This window comes from Streptomyces sp. NPDC052036 (genome assembly GCF_040680495.1).
Taxonomy (GTDB): Bacteria; Actinomycetota; Actinomycetes; order Streptomycetales; family Streptomycetaceae; genus Streptomyces.
Genome location: NZ_JBFAWW010000017.1, coordinates 87,907 through 109,607, shown reverse-complemented (window position 1 = coordinate 109,607; position 21,701 = coordinate 87,907). Strand labels below are relative to the sequence as shown.

General features: G+C 70.1%; 17 protein-coding genes and 1 pseudogene. 7 read left to right on the top strand and 11 right to left on the bottom strand.

Annotated elements, in window-relative coordinates:
* Positions 1–85 precede the first annotated feature (85 nt).
* Positions 86–826 (top strand): YhjD/YihY/BrkB family envelope integrity protein, encoded by a 741-nt coding sequence (locus AB0L95_RS23555; RefSeq protein WP_365164215.1) that lies wholly within the window; start codon positions 86–88, stop codon positions 824–826.
* Between the two features lie 184 nt (positions 827–1,010).
* On the opposite strand, the gene AB0L95_RS23550 is transcribed toward AB0L95_RS23555, so the two are convergent.
* Positions 1,011–2,105: an alpha/beta hydrolase gene (locus AB0L95_RS23550; protein ID WP_365164116.1), complete on the bottom strand. Its 1,095-nt coding sequence runs from the start codon at positions 2,103–2,105 to the stop codon at positions 1,011–1,013.
* Positions 2,106–2,287: 182 nt separating this feature from the next.
* A complete protein-coding gene (locus AB0L95_RS23545; RefSeq protein ID WP_365164115.1) occupies positions 2,288–2,656 on the bottom strand; it encodes an ANTAR domain-containing protein in 369 nt (122 codons plus the stop codon).
* A 329-nt stretch (positions 2,657–2,985) separates the two neighbouring features.
* Here AB0L95_RS23545 and AB0L95_RS23540 point away from each other — a divergent pair, with 329 nt between their 5' ends.
* Complete coding sequence (locus AB0L95_RS23540; protein ID WP_365164114.1) at positions 2,986–3,948, top strand: AraC family transcriptional regulator; 963 nt, start codon at positions 2,986–2,988, stop codon at positions 3,946–3,948.
* A 299-nt stretch (positions 3,949–4,247) separates the two neighbouring features.
* On the opposite strand, the pseudogene AB0L95_RS23535 reads toward AB0L95_RS23540, so the two are convergent.
* The 4 genes and pseudogenes from AB0L95_RS23535 to AB0L95_RS23520 form a co-directional block, all read right to left on the bottom strand.
* Positions 4,248–5,033: pseudogene (locus tag AB0L95_RS23535) on the bottom strand (L-seryl-tRNA(Sec) selenium transferase); the annotation flags it as partial.
* A gap of 246 nt (positions 5,034–5,279) precedes the next feature.
* Complete coding sequence (locus AB0L95_RS23530; RefSeq protein ID WP_365164113.1) at positions 5,280–5,594, bottom strand: ANTAR domain-containing protein; 315 nt, start codon at positions 5,592–5,594, stop codon at positions 5,280–5,282.
* 58 nt (positions 5,595–5,652) lie between these two features.
* Positions 5,653–6,171, bottom strand: a complete 519-nt coding sequence (locus AB0L95_RS23525; RefSeq protein ID WP_365164112.1) for a hypothetical protein — start codon at positions 6,169–6,171, stop codon at positions 5,653–5,655.
* 116 nt (positions 6,172–6,287) lie between these two features.
* Positions 6,288–6,875, bottom strand: coding sequence for a hemerythrin domain-containing protein (locus AB0L95_RS23520; RefSeq protein ID WP_365164111.1), 588 nt, complete (start codon positions 6,873–6,875; stop codon positions 6,288–6,290).
* Between the two features lie 236 nt (positions 6,876–7,111).
* On the opposite strand from AB0L95_RS23520, the gene AB0L95_RS23515 reads away from it, so the two are divergent.
* The 3 genes from AB0L95_RS23515 to AB0L95_RS23505 all read left to right on the top strand — a co-directional run bounded on the left by AB0L95_RS23515 (position 7,112) and on the right by AB0L95_RS23505 (position 10,680).
* The gene (locus AB0L95_RS23515; RefSeq protein ID WP_365164109.1) at positions 7,112–8,350 is read left to right on the top strand and encodes an MFS transporter; all 1,239 of its coding nucleotides are present in this window, start codon (positions 7,112–7,114) and stop codon (positions 8,348–8,350) included.
* A gap of 45 nt (positions 8,351–8,395) precedes the next feature.
* Positions 8,396–8,863: a MarR family transcriptional regulator gene (locus AB0L95_RS23510; RefSeq protein WP_365164108.1), complete on the top strand. Its 468-nt coding sequence runs from the start codon at positions 8,396–8,398 to the stop codon at positions 8,861–8,863.
* Positions 8,864–8,940: 77 nt separating this feature from the next.
* Positions 8,941–10,680: an MFS transporter gene (locus AB0L95_RS23505; RefSeq protein WP_365164213.1), complete on the top strand. Its 1,740-nt coding sequence runs from the start codon at positions 8,941–8,943 to the stop codon at positions 10,678–10,680.
* 58 nt (positions 10,681–10,738) lie between these two features.
* On the opposite strand, the gene sbnA is transcribed toward AB0L95_RS23505, so the two are convergent.
* From sbnA to AB0L95_RS23480, 5 genes are read right to left on the bottom strand one after another with little or no spacing between them, the layout of a single operon-like run.
* Positions 10,739–11,767, bottom strand: coding sequence for a 2,3-diaminopropionate biosynthesis protein SbnA (sbnA, locus tag AB0L95_RS23500; protein WP_365164106.1), 1,029 nt, complete (start codon positions 11,765–11,767; stop codon positions 10,739–10,741).
* Between the two features lie 38 nt (positions 11,768–11,805).
* Positions 11,806–12,876, bottom strand: coding sequence for a 2,3-diaminopropionate biosynthesis protein SbnB (gene sbnB, locus AB0L95_RS23495; RefSeq protein WP_365164104.1), 1,071 nt, complete (start codon positions 12,874–12,876; stop codon positions 11,806–11,808).
* Positions 12,873–13,877 (bottom strand): TauD/TfdA family dioxygenase, encoded by a 1,005-nt coding sequence (locus AB0L95_RS23490; protein WP_365164102.1) that lies wholly within the window; start codon positions 13,875–13,877, stop codon positions 12,873–12,875. The genes sbnB and AB0L95_RS23490 overlap by 4 nt, the downstream gene beginning before the upstream one ends.
* 42 nt (positions 13,878–13,919) lie before the next feature.
* Entirely contained in the window at positions 13,920–17,183 is a 3,264-nt protein-coding gene (locus tag AB0L95_RS23485) for an amino acid adenylation domain-containing protein (RefSeq protein WP_365164101.1), read from the bottom strand.
* 12 nt (positions 17,184–17,195) lie between these two features.
* Entirely contained in the window at positions 17,196–19,805 is a 2,610-nt protein-coding gene (locus tag AB0L95_RS23480; protein ID WP_365164099.1) for a Pls/PosA family non-ribosomal peptide synthetase, read from the bottom strand.
* A 736-nt stretch (positions 19,806–20,541) separates the two neighbouring features.
* On the opposite strand from AB0L95_RS23480, the gene AB0L95_RS23475 reads away from it, so the two are divergent.
* Both AB0L95_RS23475 and AB0L95_RS23470 read left to right on the top strand, forming a co-directional pair.
* Complete coding sequence (locus AB0L95_RS23475; protein WP_365164096.1) at positions 20,542–21,123, top strand: GNAT family N-acetyltransferase; 582 nt, start codon at positions 20,542–20,544, stop codon at positions 21,121–21,123.
* Between the two features lie 88 nt (positions 21,124–21,211).
* Positions 21,212–21,667, top strand: coding sequence for a hypothetical protein (locus AB0L95_RS23470; RefSeq protein ID WP_365164094.1), 456 nt, complete (start codon positions 21,212–21,214; stop codon positions 21,665–21,667).
* Positions 21,668–21,701 lie beyond the last annotated feature (34 nt).

The window sequence follows — 21,701 nt, the reverse complement described above, 5'->3', positions numbered from 1 at the left end:
CCCCCAGCACCGCGGACGGCACACCCGCTGGCACAACCGCTGGCACAGTTCGTCCACCGGGCGGCTCTGGCAGCACGGCCGTGAGATGGAACTGATGCACCGCGCCATGGGCTTCGCCGCTCTGGCCCTGGTCACGCTCGCACCGCTGCTGATCGTCGTCGCCGCCGCGGCCCCCTTCCAGCAGCGCGGCTTCGCCTCCTGGGTGACCGACGGCATGAGCCTGACGGGGCGCCCCGCGGACGCCGTGAACCACCTGTTCAGCGCGCCCCGCAAAGTACTCAGCGCGACCAGCGTCTTCAGCGTCGTCGCCCTTGCCCTGTTCGGACTCGCCTTCGCCTCAAGCGTCCAGACGGGTTATGAGCGGGTGTGGGATGTACCTGCGGGTCGCTGGCACAGTGTGTGGCGCCGCGCCGTATGGCTTACTGCCCTGACGGCCTATCTGTTCGCCGAGGTGCAGAGCGGCTCGATCCTGAGTGGCGGTATGGTCCCGTCCATCGTCCGCATCACCCTCACCGTCCTGTTCGGCGTGCTGTTCTTCTGGTGGGGCCAGCACTTCCTGCTGGGCAGCCGGGTGAGCTGGCGGGCGCTGCTGCCCGGCGCGGCGGCCACCATGCTGGGCCTCGTCGGCCTGCGCTGGTTCTCCTACCAGGTCTTCTCCCCGCTCATCGTGAACAACGCCGTCACCTACGGCACGGTTGGCGCGGTCCTCATCGTCCAGTCCTGGTTCATCGGGGTCGGCTTCGTCGTCTTCGGCGGCCCTCTGCTGGGCCGCCACGTCCACGAGGCCCGCACCGAGCGACGGCGCGCCCGCGAAACGAGTGAGTGAGGGCACCACCCTCCACGGGCGACCCACACGGCCGGCCCGGTCAGCCCAGCCGACCCGCCGGCCCACAACGGCCCATGGCGCGCCGAGCACCGCCCGGCCGCGTCAGGAGAACGGAGCGGTCGGGCGGCGCAATCGGACGCCGTCGAGACGGAGACGGTACGAGGCGACGGACGCGTAGGCCGCGTCAGCCGTACAGAGCCTGGCGCAGGGCCTCGTTGGCCTGGGCCACCGCGGACTTGGCGGCGTGGCTTCCGGCGAGGCCGTTGAGCATCACGAAGTCGTGGATCATGTGCGCGTAGTGGACATGGGTGACGGGAACGCCGGCCGCGTGCAGCTTGACGGCGTAGTCACGGCCCTCGTTGTACAGCACATCGCTGTCGGTGATCACCAGCGCCTTGGGCAGGCCCCGCAGCTGGGCGGTGGTGGCGCGCAGCGGGGAGGCGGTGGGCCGGTTGCGGTCCATGGTGTCGGGGGCGTACTCGTTCCAGAACCACTTCATGCCCGCGGCGGTGAGCCAGCAGCCCTTGGCGTAGCGCTGGTAGGACGGGGTGGTGAAGTTCGCGTCGGTGACCGGGTAGAACAGCACCTGCTGGGCCAGCTTGGGGCCGCCGCGCTGCTTGGCCATCAGGGTGACGGCGGCGGTCATGTTGCCGCCGACGCTGTCGCCGGCCACGGCCAGCCGGGAGCCGTCGACGTTGATCTTGTCACCGTGCTGGGCGACCCACCGGGTGGCCGCGTAGGCCTCCTCGTTGGCGGTCGCGTACTTGGCCTCGGGCGAGCGGGTGTAGTTGACGAAGACCACCGCAGCCTTGGCGCCGTTGGCTATCTGCCGTACCAGCCGGTCATGGGTGGAGGCGTCGCCGAGGACCCAGCCGCCGCCGTGGAAGTACATCACCGCGGGCAGCTTGCCGGTCATGCCCTGCGGCCGAACGATACGGATGGAGACGGAGTCGGTGGGGCCGACGGGGATGGTGCGTTCGGTGATGTCGGCGGGAAGCTTGTCGACCGGGTAGGCGGCCTGGAGGTCCAGCAGCGACTTGCGGGCGGCGGCCGGCGACATGTCCTGGATCGGCGGGCCGCCCGCCTGGGCGAGCTTGTCGAGGAACGCCTGGGCAGTCGGCTCCAGGTTCTGCCGGGGGTCACCACAGGTGTCCTTGGCGGCGGCGGCAGCCGGGGTCGCCAAGGCCGGGACGGCGGCGGCGAGGGCTGCGGTGGTGGCCAGGGCCGTCAGAGCGGACAGAGGCTTGCGCAGGCAGCGAGAGCGTCGGGTGGCGCTCATGGGGGTCCTCCTTCCGAGGGGTTCTTCCTCAGCGAGCGTCAAGTGCTCGCCCCTGCGCGGCCCGCCGGGCCGGTCCGAAGGAGTGGCGCCGTACGCCTGCGCGGGTGAACGACGCACCGGATCCGTTTGCGGCCGGGTGCGCCCGTACGCGCGATCGCGGCCGGTTCGGGTCGCCGCGACGCTCAGGTCCCTGTAGTGGCCTGCTCCTGGCCCCGGGCATCACCCGTGAACCGGTCGAGTACCCGCCGCAGCTCGCCCAGTTCCTCGTCGGGGAGGTCGCCGCCCTGGGCGAACCTCACCACGCCCGCGGCAAGGTCGTCGAGGCCGGTGCCGGTGCGCTGTGCGACCTCCCGCAGCACCCGGCATGCGTCCTCGGCCGTGACCCGGCCGAGGACCGCCAGAACACCGACGGCCTGATTGCGGACGGCATCGGCGGTGAGGGCTCGCTGCAGTCGTTCGTTCTCCGCGCAGAGCCGCCGCACGTCCTGGGCCAGGTCCGTCACGGACAGCGGCTCCAGGGAAGGACACCCGGAGAGGCCGGACAACGCCATGGACACACCTCCGGGGCAGACGGGGGACGTGTCGACCTGCCGTCCGCACAGGCACGCCACGACCGCTTCGGCCTCTTCGCGCCCCACTCTGTACTCGGCGGCCCCCTTGTGGCGATACATCAAACGAACAGCTCACGCCGCGCAGTACGGGAAACGAAAGCCCGCCCGCCGATCGCGTCGAGCGGCTGCTCCGCCATCCGCACGTTTTTCACCTCACGGACCGGAAAAACGTGCATCTATAAAGTCGGTGAACCTGCCGGGGCTCCGTTCCGATCGGTCCTCGGCTGTCCGAAAGAATCCGCATCGCCGCGGGGAGGGAGAAACCAGTCATGGACACGCTGGCCTTCGACAGCGACGACCTCGCGGAGACCGAGGCGTTCTTCAGCCTGGCCTACGCGAGAATGCGCATCGGCAGCGGGACCGCGGACGGCAACCACGCACAATTGGTCCGCCACGCCACGGACCGGATCAGTATCGATGAGCTGGACCTGCGTTTCGACATGGACTACTCCGTCACCCCGCTGGGCAGAATCTGTCTCTGTGTCGTGCACGACGGCACCATCGAGGACCACACCGTCCACGGGGTCCGGGACGATTTCGGCCCCGGGGACCTCGTGTGCTTCGCGCCGCCGGAGCTGCCCTACAGCGGTCGCATCCGCCAGGCCCGCTACAACATCACCATGCTCGACCCCGGCCTGCTCACCGAGGTCGCCGACCTCGTTCCGCGCTCACGTGCCGAGCCGGTACGCCTGACCGGGCACCGGCCCCACTCCCCCGCCGCCGCGGAACACTTGAAGAACACCATCGCCCGGCTGCGGACCGTTCTCGCGGAACCCGGCCTGGCCAGCCAGCCCCTCGTCGTCTCGACCCTCACCCAGCATCTGGCGGCCGGTGTCCTCGCGGCCTTTCCCAGCACCGCGCTGACCGACCCCACCGGCTCCGACCGCGCCGACGCCGGCCCGGCGGCCCTGCGCCGCGCGGTCGCCTACATCGACGACCACGCCGACCAGGACATCACGGTCGCCGACATGGCTGCCGCCGCCCATGTCACCATCCGCACCCTGCAGTACGCCTTCCGTCGACATCTGGACACCACTCCGCTCGGGTATCTGCGCCAGGTCCGCCTCACCCACGCCCACCATGACCTCCGCTCGGCCGACCCCGGCGGCGGCGTCACGGTCACCGAGATCGCGGCGCGCTGGGGCTTCCACCACCCGGGCCGCTTCGCCGCCCTCTACCGCCAGGCCTACGGCCGGACACCGCAGACGACGCTGCGGCAGACCGCTCGCTGACCCTGCGGGCAGCCTTCTGCGGGGAAGGGCGCGTCCGACGAATGTGTGCGGCGCGCGGACCGGCCCTTCCCCGGCGGTTTCGAGCGCGCGGCCCCAGGGGACTCGTGTCAGGCTCGAAACGGCGCCGCGACCAGGAGTACGACACGCGCGGAGAACGACCGGCGGGCGGGCGGACGCATCAGCCCGGCAAGCCGAGCAGGGAGGTCTGGCATGACACAGGGCGGCGCCGGGAAGGCGGACAGGTCGGCCGAGGGCGTGGTGCGCGGCAACCAGCTGTTCGGTCCGCAACCCGACGTGGCGGGAGCGTCCGGCAGGGGATGCGGTACCAGCAGACCGGAGCCGATGTCGACGACCACGGGGACGCCCAGCGCGGCCAGTTCGCCGGTCTCGGCGGCGCGGGTGAATCCGTGACTCGGAAGTTCGAGGGGTGCACCTTCAGCACGAAGCCGGTCTCCGGGCCGATCACGGCGGCGTAGTCACCGACGGTGGTGCGGTTGGTGGTGCCGACCTCGCGGAGCCGGGCCCCCGTGGAGACGAGGAGGTCCGGGAGCCGGAAACCGTCCCCGATCTCCACCATCTCCCCCCGGCTGATGACGATGTCCTTGCCCGCGGCGAGCGCGGTGGCGGCGAGGACCAGCGCGGCGGCGCCGTTGTTGACGACGTGCACGGCGGCGGCGGACGGGACCTGGTCGTCCAGAGCCCGCAGCGCGGTGCGTCCACGGCGCACGCGAACGCCGGTGTGCAGGTCGAGTTCGACGTCCGTCGGTCCGGCGGCCTCGTGTACCGCCTGCCGGGCGGCCGCCGACAGGGACGCCCGGCCGAGGTTGGTGTGCAGCAGGACACCGGTGGCGTTGATCACCGGCCGCGGTGCGCCGGCCGTGGAGGGCAGCAGGGCGACCGCCGTGTCCGCCACCTGTGCCGGCGCGATGCCGCCTTCCCGGGCCTGCTCCTGCGCCCGCCGGACCGCCTCCTTCACCACACGCGGTCCCACGGCGCGCGGCCTGGGACAGCCGGGGATCACGCCGTACGGCGTCGGTGCGCGGAATCCGCCGTCGTACGTCGGCGGTGTCGCAGCGCGGCGACAAGCCGTCGGCGCCCGGAGCGGCCGTCGCGGTACGTTCGCCGGTCCCGTCCGCTGCGGCCTGGCGCTCCATGCGGCCCCTCCCTCTTCGGCCCCGCTCCGGCTGTCCGGGAGGCCTCATCGTCTCCCAGTGCTCGCGGCCGACTGTTCGACACGCCGGGACGGCTGCGGGAGGGGTACCGGGTGCCGGCCGGCGGCGCACGGCTCAGAGAGCTGCGGTACGGAACTCGGGCGATCTGCGCTACGGGGATCACAGATCCGTGCGGGGGGCGATCCTGTTGCGCTCCAGGGCCCGTCTGAGTTCGTCCAACTCCGGCTGGGGCAGGTCACCGCCCTGGGCGAACTTGAGGACGTGCTCGGCGATGAGGCTCAGCTTGGTGTTGGTGCGCTGCGAGACGTCCCGCAGTACCCCCCACGCCTCGTCCTGCCGGATCCGCCCGAGAACGATCACGGCGCCTATCGCCTGGTCGACCAGGGCGTGCGAGGACACGGCACGCTTCAGTTGCCGATTCTCCACCCGCAGCCGATCGCACTCCCGGGCAAGTTCCGTGGCGCCTGCTGTCACAGTTCCACCTTCCCCCAGGAGACCTCCGGGCACGACTCAAACGTGCGTAACGCCTTGTTCACGGTCGGGTAAGACGGGTCCGGTTGCGGTGCCCCAGGTCCACCGTGGTGGTGAGGCGGACCAGGCAGGGCCCGCGCGGGGTCGAGCCGAACCCGAACCGTACGGGTGGCTCGACCGGGGCGAGGGAGCCCAGGTCCTCGCCCTCGTAGCAGACCATCGCGGCGGCGATGGGGTGCAGGTCCTTCGCCCCGTACCACTCGTAGCGGCCGGCGCCCGCGCTGCCGCAGGTGCGTGCGCCCAGCAGCAGCCGCGCCGGCCGGGCCGTCCACGCCGCCCAGACGGGACGGGCGGCGAGCGGCCCGGGCACGGCTCTGAGCAGCCGTCCCACCGCACCGCGGCGGCCCAGGGTGAAGCGCATACGCAGCGCGGCGGCGGTGACCGTCCAGTCGTTCCCGACGGCAGCCACCCGGACCGGCGTCACCCGCACCTCGTCGAAGACATAGGTGTCGGCGATGAAGTGCGCCGTCCGCGCGGAGGGTGCCAGGAGGAGGCGGTGGCCGTCCGGTCGCTCCAGCATCACGTCACTGAACGCCCCGAACGGCGATCGCGTCCAGCGGCCCACCACCACACGCGTGCCGGACGACGTACCGATCCCGGCGATCCAGCCGTCGAAGCGCAGCCGGTCCCGCCGTATCAGGTGCCGCCCCGGGACCGGGTGAGAGCGTCCTTGACGCGGTCGACCATGGAGGCGAAGGGCCCGGTCAGCCACTGCGCGGTGGTCGACCCCGCCGCGCTCGGGTGCGGATGGGTCGGTGCCAGCTGCTCCGCCGCCTTGAGCAGGGAGCCCATGCCCCTGAGCTGGTTCTCGTCGCAGCCCTGACGCACGGCCGGGAACTCGTCCTGCTCCTCGTGCTCGGCGTGGTCGATCACGGACCGCTCGAAGGCGGCGATCCTGGAGTCGAACTCGGGGCTGCCGACGTCCATCTTCTCCAACTGGGCGAGGACCTTGTTGGCTTGCTCCTCCTCGTGGTTACGGGCCTCGGCCTCGGCCGCCCCGGCAGTCCTCTTCGCCGTCGGGCGCAGGATCATCTCCTCCGCCGTCTCATGGACCGCCAGCAGAGCCCTCAGCTCGTCGAAGATGTCTCTCTTCTGCTCCCCCTGTGCGCTCTTGACCTCGGCGAACAGATCTCGGATCCGCGCATGCTGCTCCAGCAGGATGCGGACCACGTCGCCCTCGGGAAGCCGCGCCGCCTCCTCGCGTTCCATCGTCGCGTTGCTCACGGCGGGGTCCTCCTCTCCTTGTCGGCTGCCGGCTTCTCCGGGCGGGTAACCCTGGCGGGCCCCGGCAAACGGGACGCGGCGGACATCCTCGCGGTCGAGGCGATACCTGGGGCGCACGGGCCGTCTTCCGGCACACCGCCCCAAACCGCGCCGCACCCCGCACCGCCCCGTACCGCCCCGCACCGCACTGCCGTTCGTGCAATAAAGTGCACCCCTCGCCGGACACGAGGGAGATCATGAAGACCGCGACAGCCTTACCGACACCCCGCTCCACGACCCCCCTGAGCGTTCCGGCCTTCCGGCGCTTCGGGCTGGCGAGCCTGGTGTCGGCCACCGGATCCGCGATGGCACCCCTCGCGCTGGCCTACTCCGTCATCGGGGAGGGCGCGGGGGCCGGGTCCCTCGGTCTGGTGCTCGCCCTCAACACGGTCCCGACGATCGCCTTCCTCCTCGTCGGCGGAGTCCTCGCGGACCGGCTGTCGGGCAGCCGGATCCTCTTCCTCGGCAATCTGCTGGCGGCCGCCGCCCAGGGCACCCTCGCCGCGATCGTGGGCACCGGCCGGGCGACGACGGCGTCCATCGCCCTGTGCGGCCTGGTCTCGGGCGTCGCGGTGGCCTTCAGCCAGCCCGCCACCCAGGGCGCCCTCGCCCAGATCGTCCCCCCGGAACACCTTCAGCAGGCCAACGCATGGATCCGGCTGCCGACCAACGCGGTCAAGGTGGCGGGCCCCGTCGTCGGCGGTCTCGTCGTGGCGGCCCACGGTCCCGCCTGGGCCCTCGCCTGGGACGCCCTCACCTTCGCCGCGGCGGCCCTGCTGCTTCTGGGGCTCCGCCTGGACGCTCCCCCGGCCGTCGGCAGCGTGCTGAGCAGTCTGCGCGAGGGATGGACCGGGTTCTGGTCACGCACCTGGCTGTGGACCTACACGGCCGCCGGAACCGTCCTCGTCGCCGCCTGGCTGGCGGGCTTCCAACTCCTCGGCCCCCTCGTGACCGCGCGGCACTACGACGGGGCCCGCGGCTGGGGGCTCGTCCAGGCGGCCTTCGCGGGCGGCCTGCTGGCCGGGACCTTGGTCTGTCTGCGCTGGAAGCCCCATCGCCTGCTGACCGTCGCGGTCGCGGCCGGCTTCGCGCTCACGCTTCCCCTGGCGGCCATGGGGGCGGCCCTGCCGCTGCCCGCGGTCCTGTCGGCCGCCCTGCTCGCGGGCATCGGGCTCGACATCTCGATCGTCGCCTGGGCCACGGCGTTCCAGCAGCACGTACCGGGGCCCGAGCAGGGACGCATGGGGGCGTTCAACAACCTCGGGGAACGCCTCGCCATCCCTCTCGGCTATCTCCTCACCGCCCTCGCGGCCCGGCTGTGGGACACCCGGACGGTCCTTGTGGCCTGCGCCGCCCTCATCGCCGCCGCGGTCGTCCTCAACCTCTGCGTCCCCGACGTGTACCGCGTCAACCGGCGGCAGCCCGACGATTACTAACATTTGATTGAACAGTCCAGGCTGATAAACCTAGTGTTATTACCTGTGAAGGCAGACAAACAGACCGGACCCGATCGCATCGCCGTCGAGGCGGACATCCACAGCCTCGCCTCCGGCCTTCGACTGGCCGTGGGCCGGATGACCCGGCGGCTGCGCCAGGCGCACGCCGTCGGCGATGTGACGCTCTCCGGCGTGTCGGTGCTCGCCCGGCTCGCCGCCGAAGGCCCCGGTTTCCCGGGGTCGCTCGCGGACCTGGAGCGCGTACGGCCGCAGGCGATGGCCGGCACGCTGGCCGGGCTCGAACAGCGTGGACTGGTCCGTCGTACTCCCGACGCGGCCGACGGGCGGCGGGCCGTCGTCGCGATCACCGAGGAGGGCCGGGCGATGCTGGCGGAGCGGCGCTCGGAGTCCGTCCACCGTCTCTCGGCGGCCCTGGAGGAGTTCACGGCCCAGGAACGCGAGACGCTCGCGTCGGCCGTGCCCCTCCTCGACCGACTGGCGGCCCGGCTGTGAGCGCCGGCAGCGGCGACCGGCCCGGGGACGGCGGCTCCTCCGCCGTCCGTGCCCCGCGTCCCGCGCGCCGACGGGACCTGCCCGCGGGCCCCGGCTACAAGTGGGTCGCCCTGTCCAACACCACCCTCGGTGTACTGATCGCGACGATGGACGCCTCCATCGTGATCATCTCGCTGCCCGCGATCTTCCGCGGGATCGGCCTGGACCCGCTCGCGCCCGGCAACATCGGCTACCTGCTCTGGATGATCCTCGGCTATCTGCTGGTGTCGGCGGTGCTCGTCGTCGTCCTCGGCCGGCTCGGTGACATGTACGGCCGGGTCAGGATCTACAACCTCGGCTTCCTCATCTTCGCGTGCGCCTCCGTCGCGTTGTCCCTGGACCCGTTCCGGGCGGGCGCGGGAGCCCTGTGGCTGATCCTGTGGCGCATCGTGCAGGCGTTCGGCGGCTCCATGCTGACCGCCAACTCGGCCGCCATCCTCACCGACGCCTTCCCTGCCCGCCAACGCGGTATGGCCCTCGGCATCAACCAGATCACCGCGCTCGCCGGTCAGTTCCTCGGCCTCCTGGCCGGCGGCCTGCTCGCCGCCGTCGACTGGCGGGCCGTGTTCTGGGTGAGCGTGCCGGTCAGCATCACGGGGACGATCTGGTCGTATCTGAGCCTGCGCGAGACCGCGGCGGGCCGCCGCGGCCGCATCGACTGGCTGGGCAACATCACCTTCGCGGCGGGCGCGGGGATCCTGCTCGCCGGCATCACCTACGGCATCCAGCCCTATGGTTCGAGCGCCACCGGCTGGGGCAACCCCTGGGTGCTCAGCGGGCTGTTCGGCGGCGGCGCCCTGCTGCTGCTCTTCTGCTACGCGGAGACGCGCGTCGCCGAGCCCATGTTCCGGCTGGCCCTGTTCAAGGTGCGGGCGTTCGCCGCGGGCAACGTGGCCGCTCTGCTGACCGCGATCGCGCGCGGTGGGCTGCAGTTCATGCTGATCATCTGGCTGCAGGGCATATGGCTGCCGCTGCACGGCTATGCCTTCGAGGACACGCCCCTGTGGGCGGGCATCTTCATGCTGCCGCTGACGCTGGGCTTCCTGATCGCCGGTCCCGTCTCCGGCTATCTGTCGGACCGGTTCGGCGCCCGCGTGTTCTCCACGGCAGGGCTGGTCGTCGTAGCAGCCTCCTTCCTGGGACTGCTCGCCCTGCCGGTCGACTTCGACTACGCCACGTTCGCGGCACTGCTGCTGCTCAACGGACTGGGCCAGGGCATGTTCTCCGCGCCGAACACATCGTCGATCATGGGCAGCGTGCCGCCGGAGTACCGGGGTGTCGCCTCGGGCATGCGCTCGACCTTCCAGAACTCAGGGACCGCCCTGTCCATCGGGGTGTTCTTCTCCCTGATGGTCTCCGGATTGGCCTCGTCGCTGCCCACGGCCCTCAGGTCCGGACTGACGGCGCACGGCGTTCCGGCCGCCGCGGCGCAGCACGCGGCGTCACTGCCGCCGGTCAGTACTCTGTTCGCCACCTTCCTCGGCAACAACCCCGTCGAGCATCTGCTCGCCTCGGGCGGGACGCTCTCCCATCTGTCGGCGGCCCAGCGTGCCGCCCTGACCGGTCACAGCTTCTTCCCGCGGCTGGTCTCCGGTCCGTTCCACCAGGGGCTGACCATCGTCTTCGCGGTGGCCGCGGGCATGGCCCTGGTCTCCGCGCTCGCCTCGGCGCTGCGCGGCGGGCACGCTCCCACTCCGGATCGCGCGCCGCAGGACGGGCCGGCCGCCGGCGCTCCTGCCAAGGAGGCGCAGGGACGGCACAACACGCCCTCCGCGTGACATCCCCGCCCCGGGACATCGACGGTCCGTCGATGTCCCGGGGCGGAATGACCCTGGGCTAGCCGTCAGGGCGACGGCGGGACGCCCGCGACCTGGCCTCGCCTCCCCGGGGATCCTTCGTGATCTCCTCCTCGTCAAGGAGGATCTCGTCGCCGTACAGCGCCTCCAGCCAGTTGCTCTGGTAGATGGTGTCAAGGTAGCGCTCGCCAAGGTCCGGAGCGATACCCACCGCGGTCAGACCGTGGGTGTCATGGCGGGACAGCCATTGCATCGCGCCGCTGACCACCGTGCCGGTGGAGCCGCCGAAGAGGAATCCCCGGCGGGCCAGCCGGTGGCAGGCACGGATGGTGTCCGCCTCCTCGACCCGGATCACCTCGTCCACGAAGGACTCGTCCAGCAGCGGCGGGCGCATGCTCATGCCCAGACCGGGAATCATCCGGCGGCCCGGCTTGCCGCCGAAGGCCACCGATCCGACGCTGTCCACGGCGACGATCCGCACGGGCCTGTGCCACTCCCGGAAGTAGCGCGCACAGCCCATCAGGGTGCCGGTGGTGCCCGCACCGATGAACAGCACGTCCAGCTCCGGGAACTCCTCGGCGATCTCCGGTGCCGTGGTGCGGTAGTGCGCGCGCCAGTTGCCCGGGTTGGTGTACTGCTCGAGCCACACATACCGGTCGTCCGAAGCGCACAGCTCGCGTACGTAGTCGATCCGCGCACCCAGGAAGCCGCCGTTGGCATCCAGGTCGGCAACGATGTGCACCTGGCTGCCGAGCGCCTCCATCAGGAGCCGGGTCGAGAGGTTGCAGCGCGAGTCCGTGACGCACAGGAACCGGTAGCCCTTGCTGGCGGCGATTATGCTGAGCGCCACGCCCAGGTTTCCGGAGGAGGACTCGACGAGGATCGAGTCCGGCTTCAGGACTCCCTCCCGTTCGGCGGTCTCCACCATCTCGATGGCGGCCTTCAGCTTGATCGAGCCCGCGAAGTTGAAGCCCTCGCACTTCAGGTACAGAGAACGCCCGAAGATCGGCTCGAGGTCTACGTACAGCTGGCTTTCGTTGAAGGCGTGAGGAGCAGTTATGACGGGCACGGTGGCCTCCTGGTGCCAGGGCTGAGGGAAGGTCGTCGTCAGCCGTAGCGGCGCAGTTCGTGGAAGAAGTCGTCGATGAGATGGAGGTGTCCGGCCCGGGCGGCTTCGTCGTAGACGTACTTGCCCACGGCGAGGTCGAGGACGCCGAGCCCGAACGGCGAGAAGATCACCGGCCGGTCGGCCGGAGGGGTCGACCGTCCGGTCATGACGTCGTTGAGGGTGCCGTCCAGGAAGTCGCGGTTGCCGGTTGCCTGCTCCACGAGGTGAGGGGACGTGTCGGCTTTCAGGCAGTGCTCGACGTCGTCGACGTAGTTCGCCGACGCGAGCAGCACCTGGGGGGAGAGGTCGCGCAGGGAGATGTGCAGGACCACTGGGTTGTGGCGGAACCATGCCGGGTCGGTGACATGGGGTTTCCCGGCGACGGTGGCGAAGACCACCAGGTCGCTGGAGCGGATCAGGTCCTCGGCACTGTCGTGGACGGTGACCTGACCGGGGGACGGGGACTGCCGCAGATAGCCGCAGAAGCCTGCGGCGCTGTCGGCGGACAGGTCGTGCACCCCGATCGTGTCGAACGCCCATCCGGTGCCGACGAGGAACGAGTGAATGTACCGGGCGATCAGGCCCGCGCCGAAGAATCCGACCCGGGTGGGGCGGGTCCGGGTGCGGGTGAGCCAGTCCGCCGCCAGCGCCGCGGACGCCGCGGTTCTGGTGGCGCTGATGATGGAGCTCTCCAGACAGGCCAGCGGGTAGCCGGTGTCGGGGTCGTTGAGGATCAGGACCGCGGAGGCCCTCGGCAGCCCGGCGGACACATTGCCCGGGAAGCTGGAGATCCACTTCAGGCCGTCGACCCGTACGGACCCGCCGATGGAGGCCGGCAGCGCGATGATCCGGTCCGTCGGACGGTCGGGGAAGCGCAGGAAGTACGAGGGCGGGTTCACCGAGTCCCCTGCACCGTGCAGCCGGTAAGTGGTCTCGACCAGTTCCACGATCTGTCTCTCGCGCCCCGCGAGTGCTTGCTGCACCTGCGCACCGGAGATCACCGCGAAGGTCGGCATGGAGCCCGGGGGCGGCGGGGCGGACTGGGTGGCGGGGGACGGCAGAGTCGTCATCGCGGACTCACCTCCGAGGTCGGGCGGCTGTCGGAGAGGCGCTGCGGTTCGGCCATGGCGACCAGCACCTGACGCTCTCCGGCGAAGGGCTCGCGACTGTGCGCGGTGCGGATGTTGTCGACGAGCATCACGTCTCCGGGCTGCCAGGGCTCGCGTCGGGTGTGGTCCTCGTAGGTGGTGTTGATCAGCTGGACGACGTCCTCGCCGATGGGGCTGCCGTCGCCGAAACAGGTGTTGAACGGCAGTCCGTCCGCGCCGTATTCGTCGACCAGGTACTCGCGCACCTCCGGGGCCAGCGTCCACTCGTTGAGGAAGGCGATCTGGTTGAACCAGCAGCGTCGGCCGGTCACCGGGTGCCGCACCACGGCGGCACGGCGCTGACGGGTCCGCAGCGAGCCGTCGGCCTGCCAGGCGAAGTCGATGGCGTGGTCACGGCAGTAGCGCTCGACAGCGGCGCGGTCATCGGTGCCGAACGACTCCTCCAGGGACGCCCCGATCTCGTCGTTGTAGCTACGGGTGAGCAGCCAGCCCTCGCGTTCGAAGCGTTCGCTCAGCGTGGTGGGCAGTGCCTGGAGCACGCGCTCCGCGTCCGCGACGGCGGTCGCGCCGCCCTGGCCGGGCGCGCGCAGACACGCGAACAGCATCAGGCCGGGGACGTCCAGCGTGTAGCTCAGCTCATGGTGCATGCACATCGGCTGGTTGTCCGGCCAGGCCGAGGAGGAGTACAGCCCCGGGCCGAGGCTCTGCCGCGGGGCGAAGGCCTCCCGCTCCGTCATCAGGCCGTCGGCGAGGCCCGCGAAGACGGCCCCCACCTGGTCCGTCTCCCGTACGCCCAGACCGCGGACGAGGAGCGCCCCGTGCTCGGTGACCTGCGCTCGCAGCGCATCGCGGTGATCGGCCGCCCAGCCTGCCGCGTCGCCGGGTGCCTCGACATGCAGGACCGGGGGCTTGTCCGGGACCAGCTCCACCTCGAGCAGTGATGCCGGGGATGAGGACGACATCTCGGTTTCCTTTCCTTGCGACTCGGGAGACTCGGGGGAGGCTCAGGAGGAGGTCAGCAATTCGGCTGCGCCCAGGACGGCCCGTGCTGCTTCGGCCGGCCGGGTGCGGGGGAAGTAGTGGCCGCCGTCGGCGAGTTCGTGCAGGTCCACGTGCTCGGCCAGCAGCCGCCAGTCGCGGTGCCGGTCGGGGGCACCGCGTGTGTGCGGGTCGTCGGCGGCGAGGACGACGGTGACCGGCGCGGCCAGCTTGACCGTCGGCGGGCTGTCCAGGGCGTCGGCGAAGTAGCGGTGCGCGCAGACGCAGTCGTGCCGGTAGGCGGCACCGACGTGCTCGGCGTGCGGCGCGTCGAGCTCGCCCAGTTCGGTGTAGCCGCTGTCGGCAGTCAGCTGCGCGGCGATCTCGGCGTTGCTCCGCCGGGTCAGCTCGGCGATGGCGGAGCGACGGTCGGCTGCGGTGCCCAGCAGTTGGGCGCCGACGAACACCCGCGGGACGTCCACCCCGGCCTCGCGCAGCCTCCTCGCCGTCTCCAGGGCCGGGGCGGCGCCCGAGGAGTGCCCCCAGAGCATGACCCTGGCCAGGCCGCGTGCGGCGATCTCGGCGGTGACCTGTTCCACCACCCGCGTGATCGGCGCGAACGGCTCGCTCTTGGCGGCGAGGTCATGGCCTGGCAGGTCGACGGCGTAGACCGCGGTCCCGCTGCCCGCCAGGGCTCCGGCCATCGGCTGGAAGTTGACCGCGTTGCCGCCCGCGTAGGGGAAGCACACCAGGGCGCAGTCCCGCGCGCTCTCGGGCGCGGTCAGCGGCTGGAGCAGTTCGGGGCGCCGCTGGGTCGCGCCGTCGAGGAGCGCGGCGAGATCGGCGAGCACCGGGTGACGGGTGATGTCCTTGAGGGAGACCGCCCGGCCCAGGGCGATGGTGAGTTTCACCGCCGACAGCGAGGTGGCGCCGGAGTCGAAGAAGTGGTCCTGTCGGCCGATGTGGTCCTGGGGGACGCCCAGCAGTTCGGCCCAGGCGGCCGCCAGCTTCCGCTCGGAGGAGGTGCGCGGCGGCTGGAATTGCTTCCCGTCGGCGCCGGTTTCCCCGGCCGAGGCGGTCTGCTGGGCCAGCGCGCTCAGGGCCTTCCTGTCGATCTTGCCGTTGGGGGTCAGCGGCAGGCTCTGCTGCCAGTGGAAGGCCGAGGGGACCATATAGGCGGGCAGCACGACGTTCAGCGCCTGGCGCAGCGCGTCCGCGGGCTGGCACCGGCCGGTGTAGAAGGCGATCAGGTGGGCGCTGCGGCCCGCCAGTTCGGCGACGACGACCGCCCCGTCGCGTACTCCGGGCACTCTGAGCAGGTTGTTCTCGATCTCGCCGATCTCGATGCGGAAGCCACGGATCTTGACCTGGTTGTCGCGGCGTCCGAGGAACTCCAGTTTGCCGCCGGGGTGCCAGCGTCCCCAGTCGCCTCCCAGATAGAGCCGCTCCCCCGGCCGGTACGGATCGTCGAGGTACGCCTCACGGGTCCGTTCGGGGTCGTTGACGTACCCGCGGCCCACGCACACCCCGGAGAACGCGATCAGGCCCGGGGCGCCCAGCGGCACCAGGGACAGGTGCTCGTCGACGACATGGACCCGCACGTTGTTGACGGCGCGCCCCAGCAGGACCCGGTCCGGTACCCGGTCCATGACCTCGTGGTTGGTGTCGTCGGAGGTCTCGGTGAGCCCGTAGGCGTTGACCAGCTTGATCCTGGGCTGGATGGTGAACCAGCGCTGGACCAGCTCGCGCTTGAGCGCCTCACCGGTCACGGAGACACACGTCAGGTCCGGCAGTTCGCGGGGGTGCTGCTCCAGATAGGAGACCACCACCTCCAGGTAGGAGGGCACGACCTGGACGACGCCGACCCGGCCGCGGGCCAGCGTGTCGACGAACTGCTCGACGTCCACGATCACGTCCTGCCGGACCAGCAGGGTGCGCCCGCCGACCAGCAGGGCGGCGAGCAGCTGCCACAGCGAGATGTCGAAGCACTGCGGGGCCGTCTGCGCCACCACAGTTCCCTCGTGGACACCCAGATCGTCGATCTTGGCGAAGATGTGGTTCAGCATGCCCGCGTGCTCGCACATGGCGCCCTTCGGCTCGCCGGTGGAGCCGGAGGTGAAGTAGATGTAGGCGAGCTGGTCGGGGGTGACCTTGACCGAGACATCGGTGTCGCCCTGCTGTTCCTCGTACGCCATCCCGACGGTCAGCCGCTCGATGTCGGGCAGCATGGCCAGGGCCTTGTCGAGGGTGTAGGTGCTGCCGGACTCGGTCAGCACCAGCCGGCAGCCCGCGCGCGACAGCGTCGCCTCGATGCGGCCGGCCGGGAAGTGCGGCTCGATGGGCAGATACACACCCCCGGCCTTGAACACCGCCAGCACGGCAGCCAGCCAGTCGAGGTTGCGCTCGGTGACCACGCCGACGACGTCCTCGCGGGCGAGCCCCCGGGCCAGCAGCGCCCGGGCCAGCCGGTTCGCTCGGGCGTTGAGCTCCCCGTAGGTCCAGGTGCGGTCGCCGTGCACGGCGGCCACGGTCTCGGGGTGGGCCCGCACCTGCTGTTCGAACAGCTCGTGCACCCGGTGCTCCGGCAGCGTCCGCGGGGGCCCGGCCAGCCCTTCGAGCTGCTCCTGCACCTCCTTGGCCGACAGCAGACTCTCTCGTGCGTGCTCGGCATCCGGATCGGCGGTCAGCTGCCTCAGTGCCGCGAGGTGATAGCCCCCGATCCGGGCCGCGGACTCGGCATCCAGTGCCTCGGTGCGATGGCGTAGCCGCAGCCGCGTCCGCTCACCCCGGTCGTCCCAGTCCACCGCCAGCACCGTGTCGTCGGCGAGTGCGCTCCCGGTCCCCTCGGGGTCGAGGACGATCTCGTACGACGGCCCGGCCATCCCGAGCTCCCGGCGCAGTTCCCGCACCGGGAACGCCCGGTGCGCGAGCAGCTTCGTCGCCTCGCGATGCGTGCCAGCGACCAGATCACGCCAGGTGCGGGGCGCGACGGTCAGCCGGCAGGGCAACGGGGTCTCGCCCGGACCGGCGACATATCCCGTGACCACGTCCTGTTCGCCCGACAGGGCGGCCAGCACCTTGGCGTGCGCGGCGAGCAGCACCGCGCTGGGCGGAACCCCCAGCTCGCCCGCCAGCGCGCGCACCGCCTCGACCGTCTCGTCCGGTACCACCGCCTCGTGCGCGGCGACACCCACGACCGGCTCCGGCGCCCACCGGGGGATCGCGGTGCTCCCGCCGGCGGTCAGTACGCGGCTCCAGAACTCCCGGTCCGCGTTCAGGTGCGCTTCCATCACAGGCCTTCCTCAACTCACCGTCGGCGCGGCACCGGGTGCCGTGGACGTGGTTGTCGTTGCGGCCGGACCGACTCCGAAGGGCCGGCCGGGAGCGTCCGGGTTCTCCGCCGCCGGATTGCCGCCCCACCGTGCGTACGGAGGGACTTCCTCGCCCTTCATGAGGAAGGAGTCCGGTGCCAGCTCTGCGTTGTCGCCCACGATCACGCCGTAGTGGACATGTGCGGCGACGCCGAGGGTGCAGCCGGCACCGAGCGTGGTGCGGTCGGACTTGAAGGTGCCGTCCTCCTGGGAGTGGCACTGGATCTTGCTGCCGATGTTGAGGGTGCAGTCGTCCCCGATGGTGGTGAGGGTCCGCTCCGTCACATAGAGGCCGTCGTCGAAGACCCTGCGGCCGATCTGCACGCCCATCATCCGCCAGATCAGGTTCTTGAACGGGGTGCCGTTGAAGACCATCACGTGGCGGTCCGGCACCTTCCACAGACGCTCGTGCCACCAGAAGTACGGGTCGTAGATGGAGCACAGCTGAGGGCTCAGCGGACGGAACCGTGCGATGCAGCGCTCCACCAGGGCGAAGTACACGGCGGTGAATCCGAGGCTGAACGTCAGATAGCAGGCGATGACGATGTACCCGAGCGCTCCGTACAGATTGAGGGTGGCGAGACCGATCGCTGTGAGAACGAATGCGTGCAGCCACCGGACACAGAGGAAGAAGACCATGGAGCGCAGGTTGTAACGGTTCTTCCGGGGGAGCTGCTGGCGCAGTTCGTCGCCCGTCCTGAGGTGGTCGAACCTCGAGTCGCGCTCGACCGTGCGGGGAATCTCGAAGCTCGGCGAGCCGAGCAGTCCGACGTCCTCGCGTACCTCTCCGTCGAGGGGAATCTTCACTTTGGTGGCCAGCAGGCAGTTCTCGCCCGTCCTGGCTCCTGCGGGATAGGCGATGTTGTTGCCGACGAAGTTGTGCGCTCCGATCGTCGCCCGGGACACCCGGAAGGACGTACTCGAGAAGTCCGCGTTGATGATGGACAGGCCGTCGGCCACCATCGTGCCCCTGCCGACGGAGACCAGATACGGGGTCTCGTGCACCACTTCGGTGCCGAAGTTGGAGCCGGTCTGCTCCACCTGCGTCAGGTCGTATCCGAGAGCCCTCAGGTAGTGAACGATGTACGAGCTGTCACCGAAGAGCCAGGTGAAGAACCTGATGTTCGTCATGAGGGCGATGCCCCGTTGCGCCGCGTACCGGAAGCCGCAGAGCGGATAGACCTTGTCGGGCTTGATGGCCAGGTTCAGCAGACGGGGAAGCGTGCACACCGCGACGAGGCCGCCGATGACGAGACCGAAGAACGCCACGCAGGAGATGAGCACCGAGTCGGTCAGGAGTTCCGGGAAGGAGTCGACGTCGTTCGGGTTCAGGCGGTCCTCGAGCGCGGGCACCCAGCTGAACACCATGTACATACCGCCGACGAACAGCGGGATGTACAGGAGGAACAGCTGCAGCAGGGTGGCGATCCCGAACCAGGCCCGGCGCAGCGTGCCGCACTTGGCCGGCTCGACCCGTACGAAGTCCATCTCCGTGGGTTGCGCCGGAGATCCGTACCGGCGCTCGCCGTCCGGGATGGACTGGCCCCGGTACAGGGCGGACGCATGGCCGAGCTGGGCCCCGTCACCCATCGAGGTGTCGATGTCCAGCACGGTCTTCTCCCCGACGAGCACATCGCGGCCGAGGGTGACCCGCCCGGTCTGGATACGCCCGGCATGCGCTCGGTAGCACATGAAGAACGCGTCCTTGCGGATGACGGTGCCCTCGCCGACCGTGAGCAGGTCGGTGCAGACCGGCACCGACCGGGAGAGGATCGTGACTCCCTTGCCGATTCGGGCGCCGAGAGCCCGCAGGTACAGCACATACAGCGGGTTGCCGGCAAGGAAAATCATCGGGTTGGCATGGAGCAGCGCCTTCACGATCCAGAACCGTAGATAGGTCAGGCCCCAGATGGGGAACTCACCCGGCTTCCAGCGGCCCACGAGAGTCCACTTGGCCAGGATCGGGAACAAGCACACGACGAGGAATCCGCTCCCGCCGAACATGAGGGACCGAAGATAGATGTCGCTGACACCCGTTCCGTCGGACACCCAGTCGTAGCCCCGTGCCGCGGCCAGTCCGGTGGCGAAGGAGTACGCCAGGAAGAACAGCAACTGGAGCGTTCCGCACAGGACATAGGCCGCCGTGCTCGCCCGTGTCACCGGAGCCTCCGCAGCCGTCACCGCCGGTTGCACCGGCCGTGTCGGCAGGGTGTGTCCGTCGACGTGAGCGGGGATGGCGTCCGCGACTGCCGCTGCCAGGTTGCGGATCGTGGGGTTGCGATAGATGTCCTTCATGGACACCGAGGGCAGATCCGCCCGCTTCCTGACGCGCGCGCAGAATTGCGCCATCACCATGGAGTTGGCACCGAGATCTTCGAAGAAGTGGCTGTCGGCCGAAACGCGTTCGACGCACACGACATCAGCCAGTACTTCGGCGAATTTCCTCTCGGTTTCCATGGTCGACGGGCCTGCGCTGCTTCGCCTGGCGTTCGGAGGTTCGTCCGGGCCGGGTATCAACACCTCGGCAGACTTCTCTCCCATGCTAACTCCTTGCGGATATATCGCTGACCATCGCCTTACGATGGTCAGGCCCATGTCCTGACGCCCGGCTCGAAACCGTGCGCTTCAGTGTCAGTCTGTCGCGATCAGGAGGCCACTCGGAATCGATCTCGACAACTCGACACTATCGCTCAACGAGCCGGTATTCCTGGGCTCGCCACACCCGGAAACACGGTGATATGCACTCGGATGGCGGCTCTCCCTCATGCCGAACAGCCATATCTCGGCAGGTCGCAGCCTCTGCGCACGCCAGGAAGGTCCTGACCCGAACGTGACAAGGAAATACGCCGAGCTCCCCACAGCATCGCTTCCGCGAGGCGTCCCGCGCGCCTTCGATAGGATGCTATTTCAATAAATGAACGTTCGACAAGCATGGGGGGCTCATCCAAACGGGTGAAATCCATCCGGACGGTTCGACAACTGACGGGCCTTGAGGGTCATAACACAGGATCCAGGGGTCGTGACCCTCGGTGTCGCCGGGCATCGCACAGTCCGCCGAGCACACCGTTGCAGCGCTCACACATGGTGTGAGCGGGCATCAAAAACCCGTCGCCGGAGCCCTTCTCGACCAAGTTGATGGAAAAGGCACCCGGCGCGCCGCCGGGCAACGGGGCCACCGCCGGCCGACGGCCCCGGCGGAGCGGCCCCGACGACGTCCCGGGCTTCGGGCGCCCCGAAAACCGCTTGCGTCTCCGTGCCGGGCCAACACAATCAGCACGTGCAGATCCTGTCGTTTCCCGAAGAAGCCACCCCGGTCGAATTGCGCACACAGGTGCGCGACCTCCAGGAGGAGGCGTGGCCCTCCGCGGAGGGCACGGTCGCCTCGGACGGTGCCCCGACCCACGATCCCCTGCTGCGTCCCTGGTCGATGCTGCTCGTGGACCAGGGGACGGTGCTCGCCGCTCTGGACATCCTGTCCAAGGAGATCTCCCACGCGGGCGCGCGCTACACCGCGGGCGGACTGAGCACGGTGGTGACCCGGAAGGACAGCCGCGGCCTCGGACACGGCCGGTGCCTGGTCGCCGCGGCGCGGGAGACGATGATCACCCGGCGGCTGGATCTCGGGCTGTTCACCTGCGACCGCCCGCTCCGGACGTTCTACGAACGCGCGGGCTGGCAGGTGCTGCCCGGCGCGGTGCTGATCGGCGGGACACCGCAGGACCCGTTTCCCAGTGACCGGCCCGGCTTCGACAAGGTCACTCTGGGCGACTTCTTCTCGGTGAGAGCCCGACAGGACCGGATATCGTTCCACGACAGCCGCATCGGGCTGTATCCGGGGGAGATCGACAAGCTCTGGTGATGATGAGCGGCGCGTACAAGTGGTGCGTTCCCCGGTCGCGGTCGTAGCGTCGGTACACAGGTGCCCGCGCCGACGGCCAGGAGCGAACATGCGGATCCACACGGTGAGGACGGCGGTCGCATTGGGTGCCGTCGCCCTGCTCGCAGCAGCCATGGGCACGGCCTCCGCCGCCCCGCCCGCCGGACACAGCCCCGAGCGACAGGCCGCCCGTCCGGTGATCGTCGACTGTGTCTGGCACGCACAGGTGCGACCCGCCGACTTCATGCTCGCCTGCGGTGACGGCAACAGCCGCCTGTCCTCGCTGCACTGGTCGCACTGGGACCCGGGCTCGGCCACGGCCAGCGGCGTCAACGTGGTCAACGACTGCAACCCGTACTGCGCGGCGGGCACGTTCCACTCGTACCCGGTCCTCGTGCGGCTCGGCCGGCCGGAGCCCTGGAAGAAGGATCCGCAGTTGCAGCACTACACACAGCTGAGCCTCGTCTACACCGGTGCGAGGCCCGACGGGTTCCAGCGCGTCGTCACCTATCCGCTGTGGGACTGACGTCGGTATCCGTTGTGAGAGTGATGTTGTGACA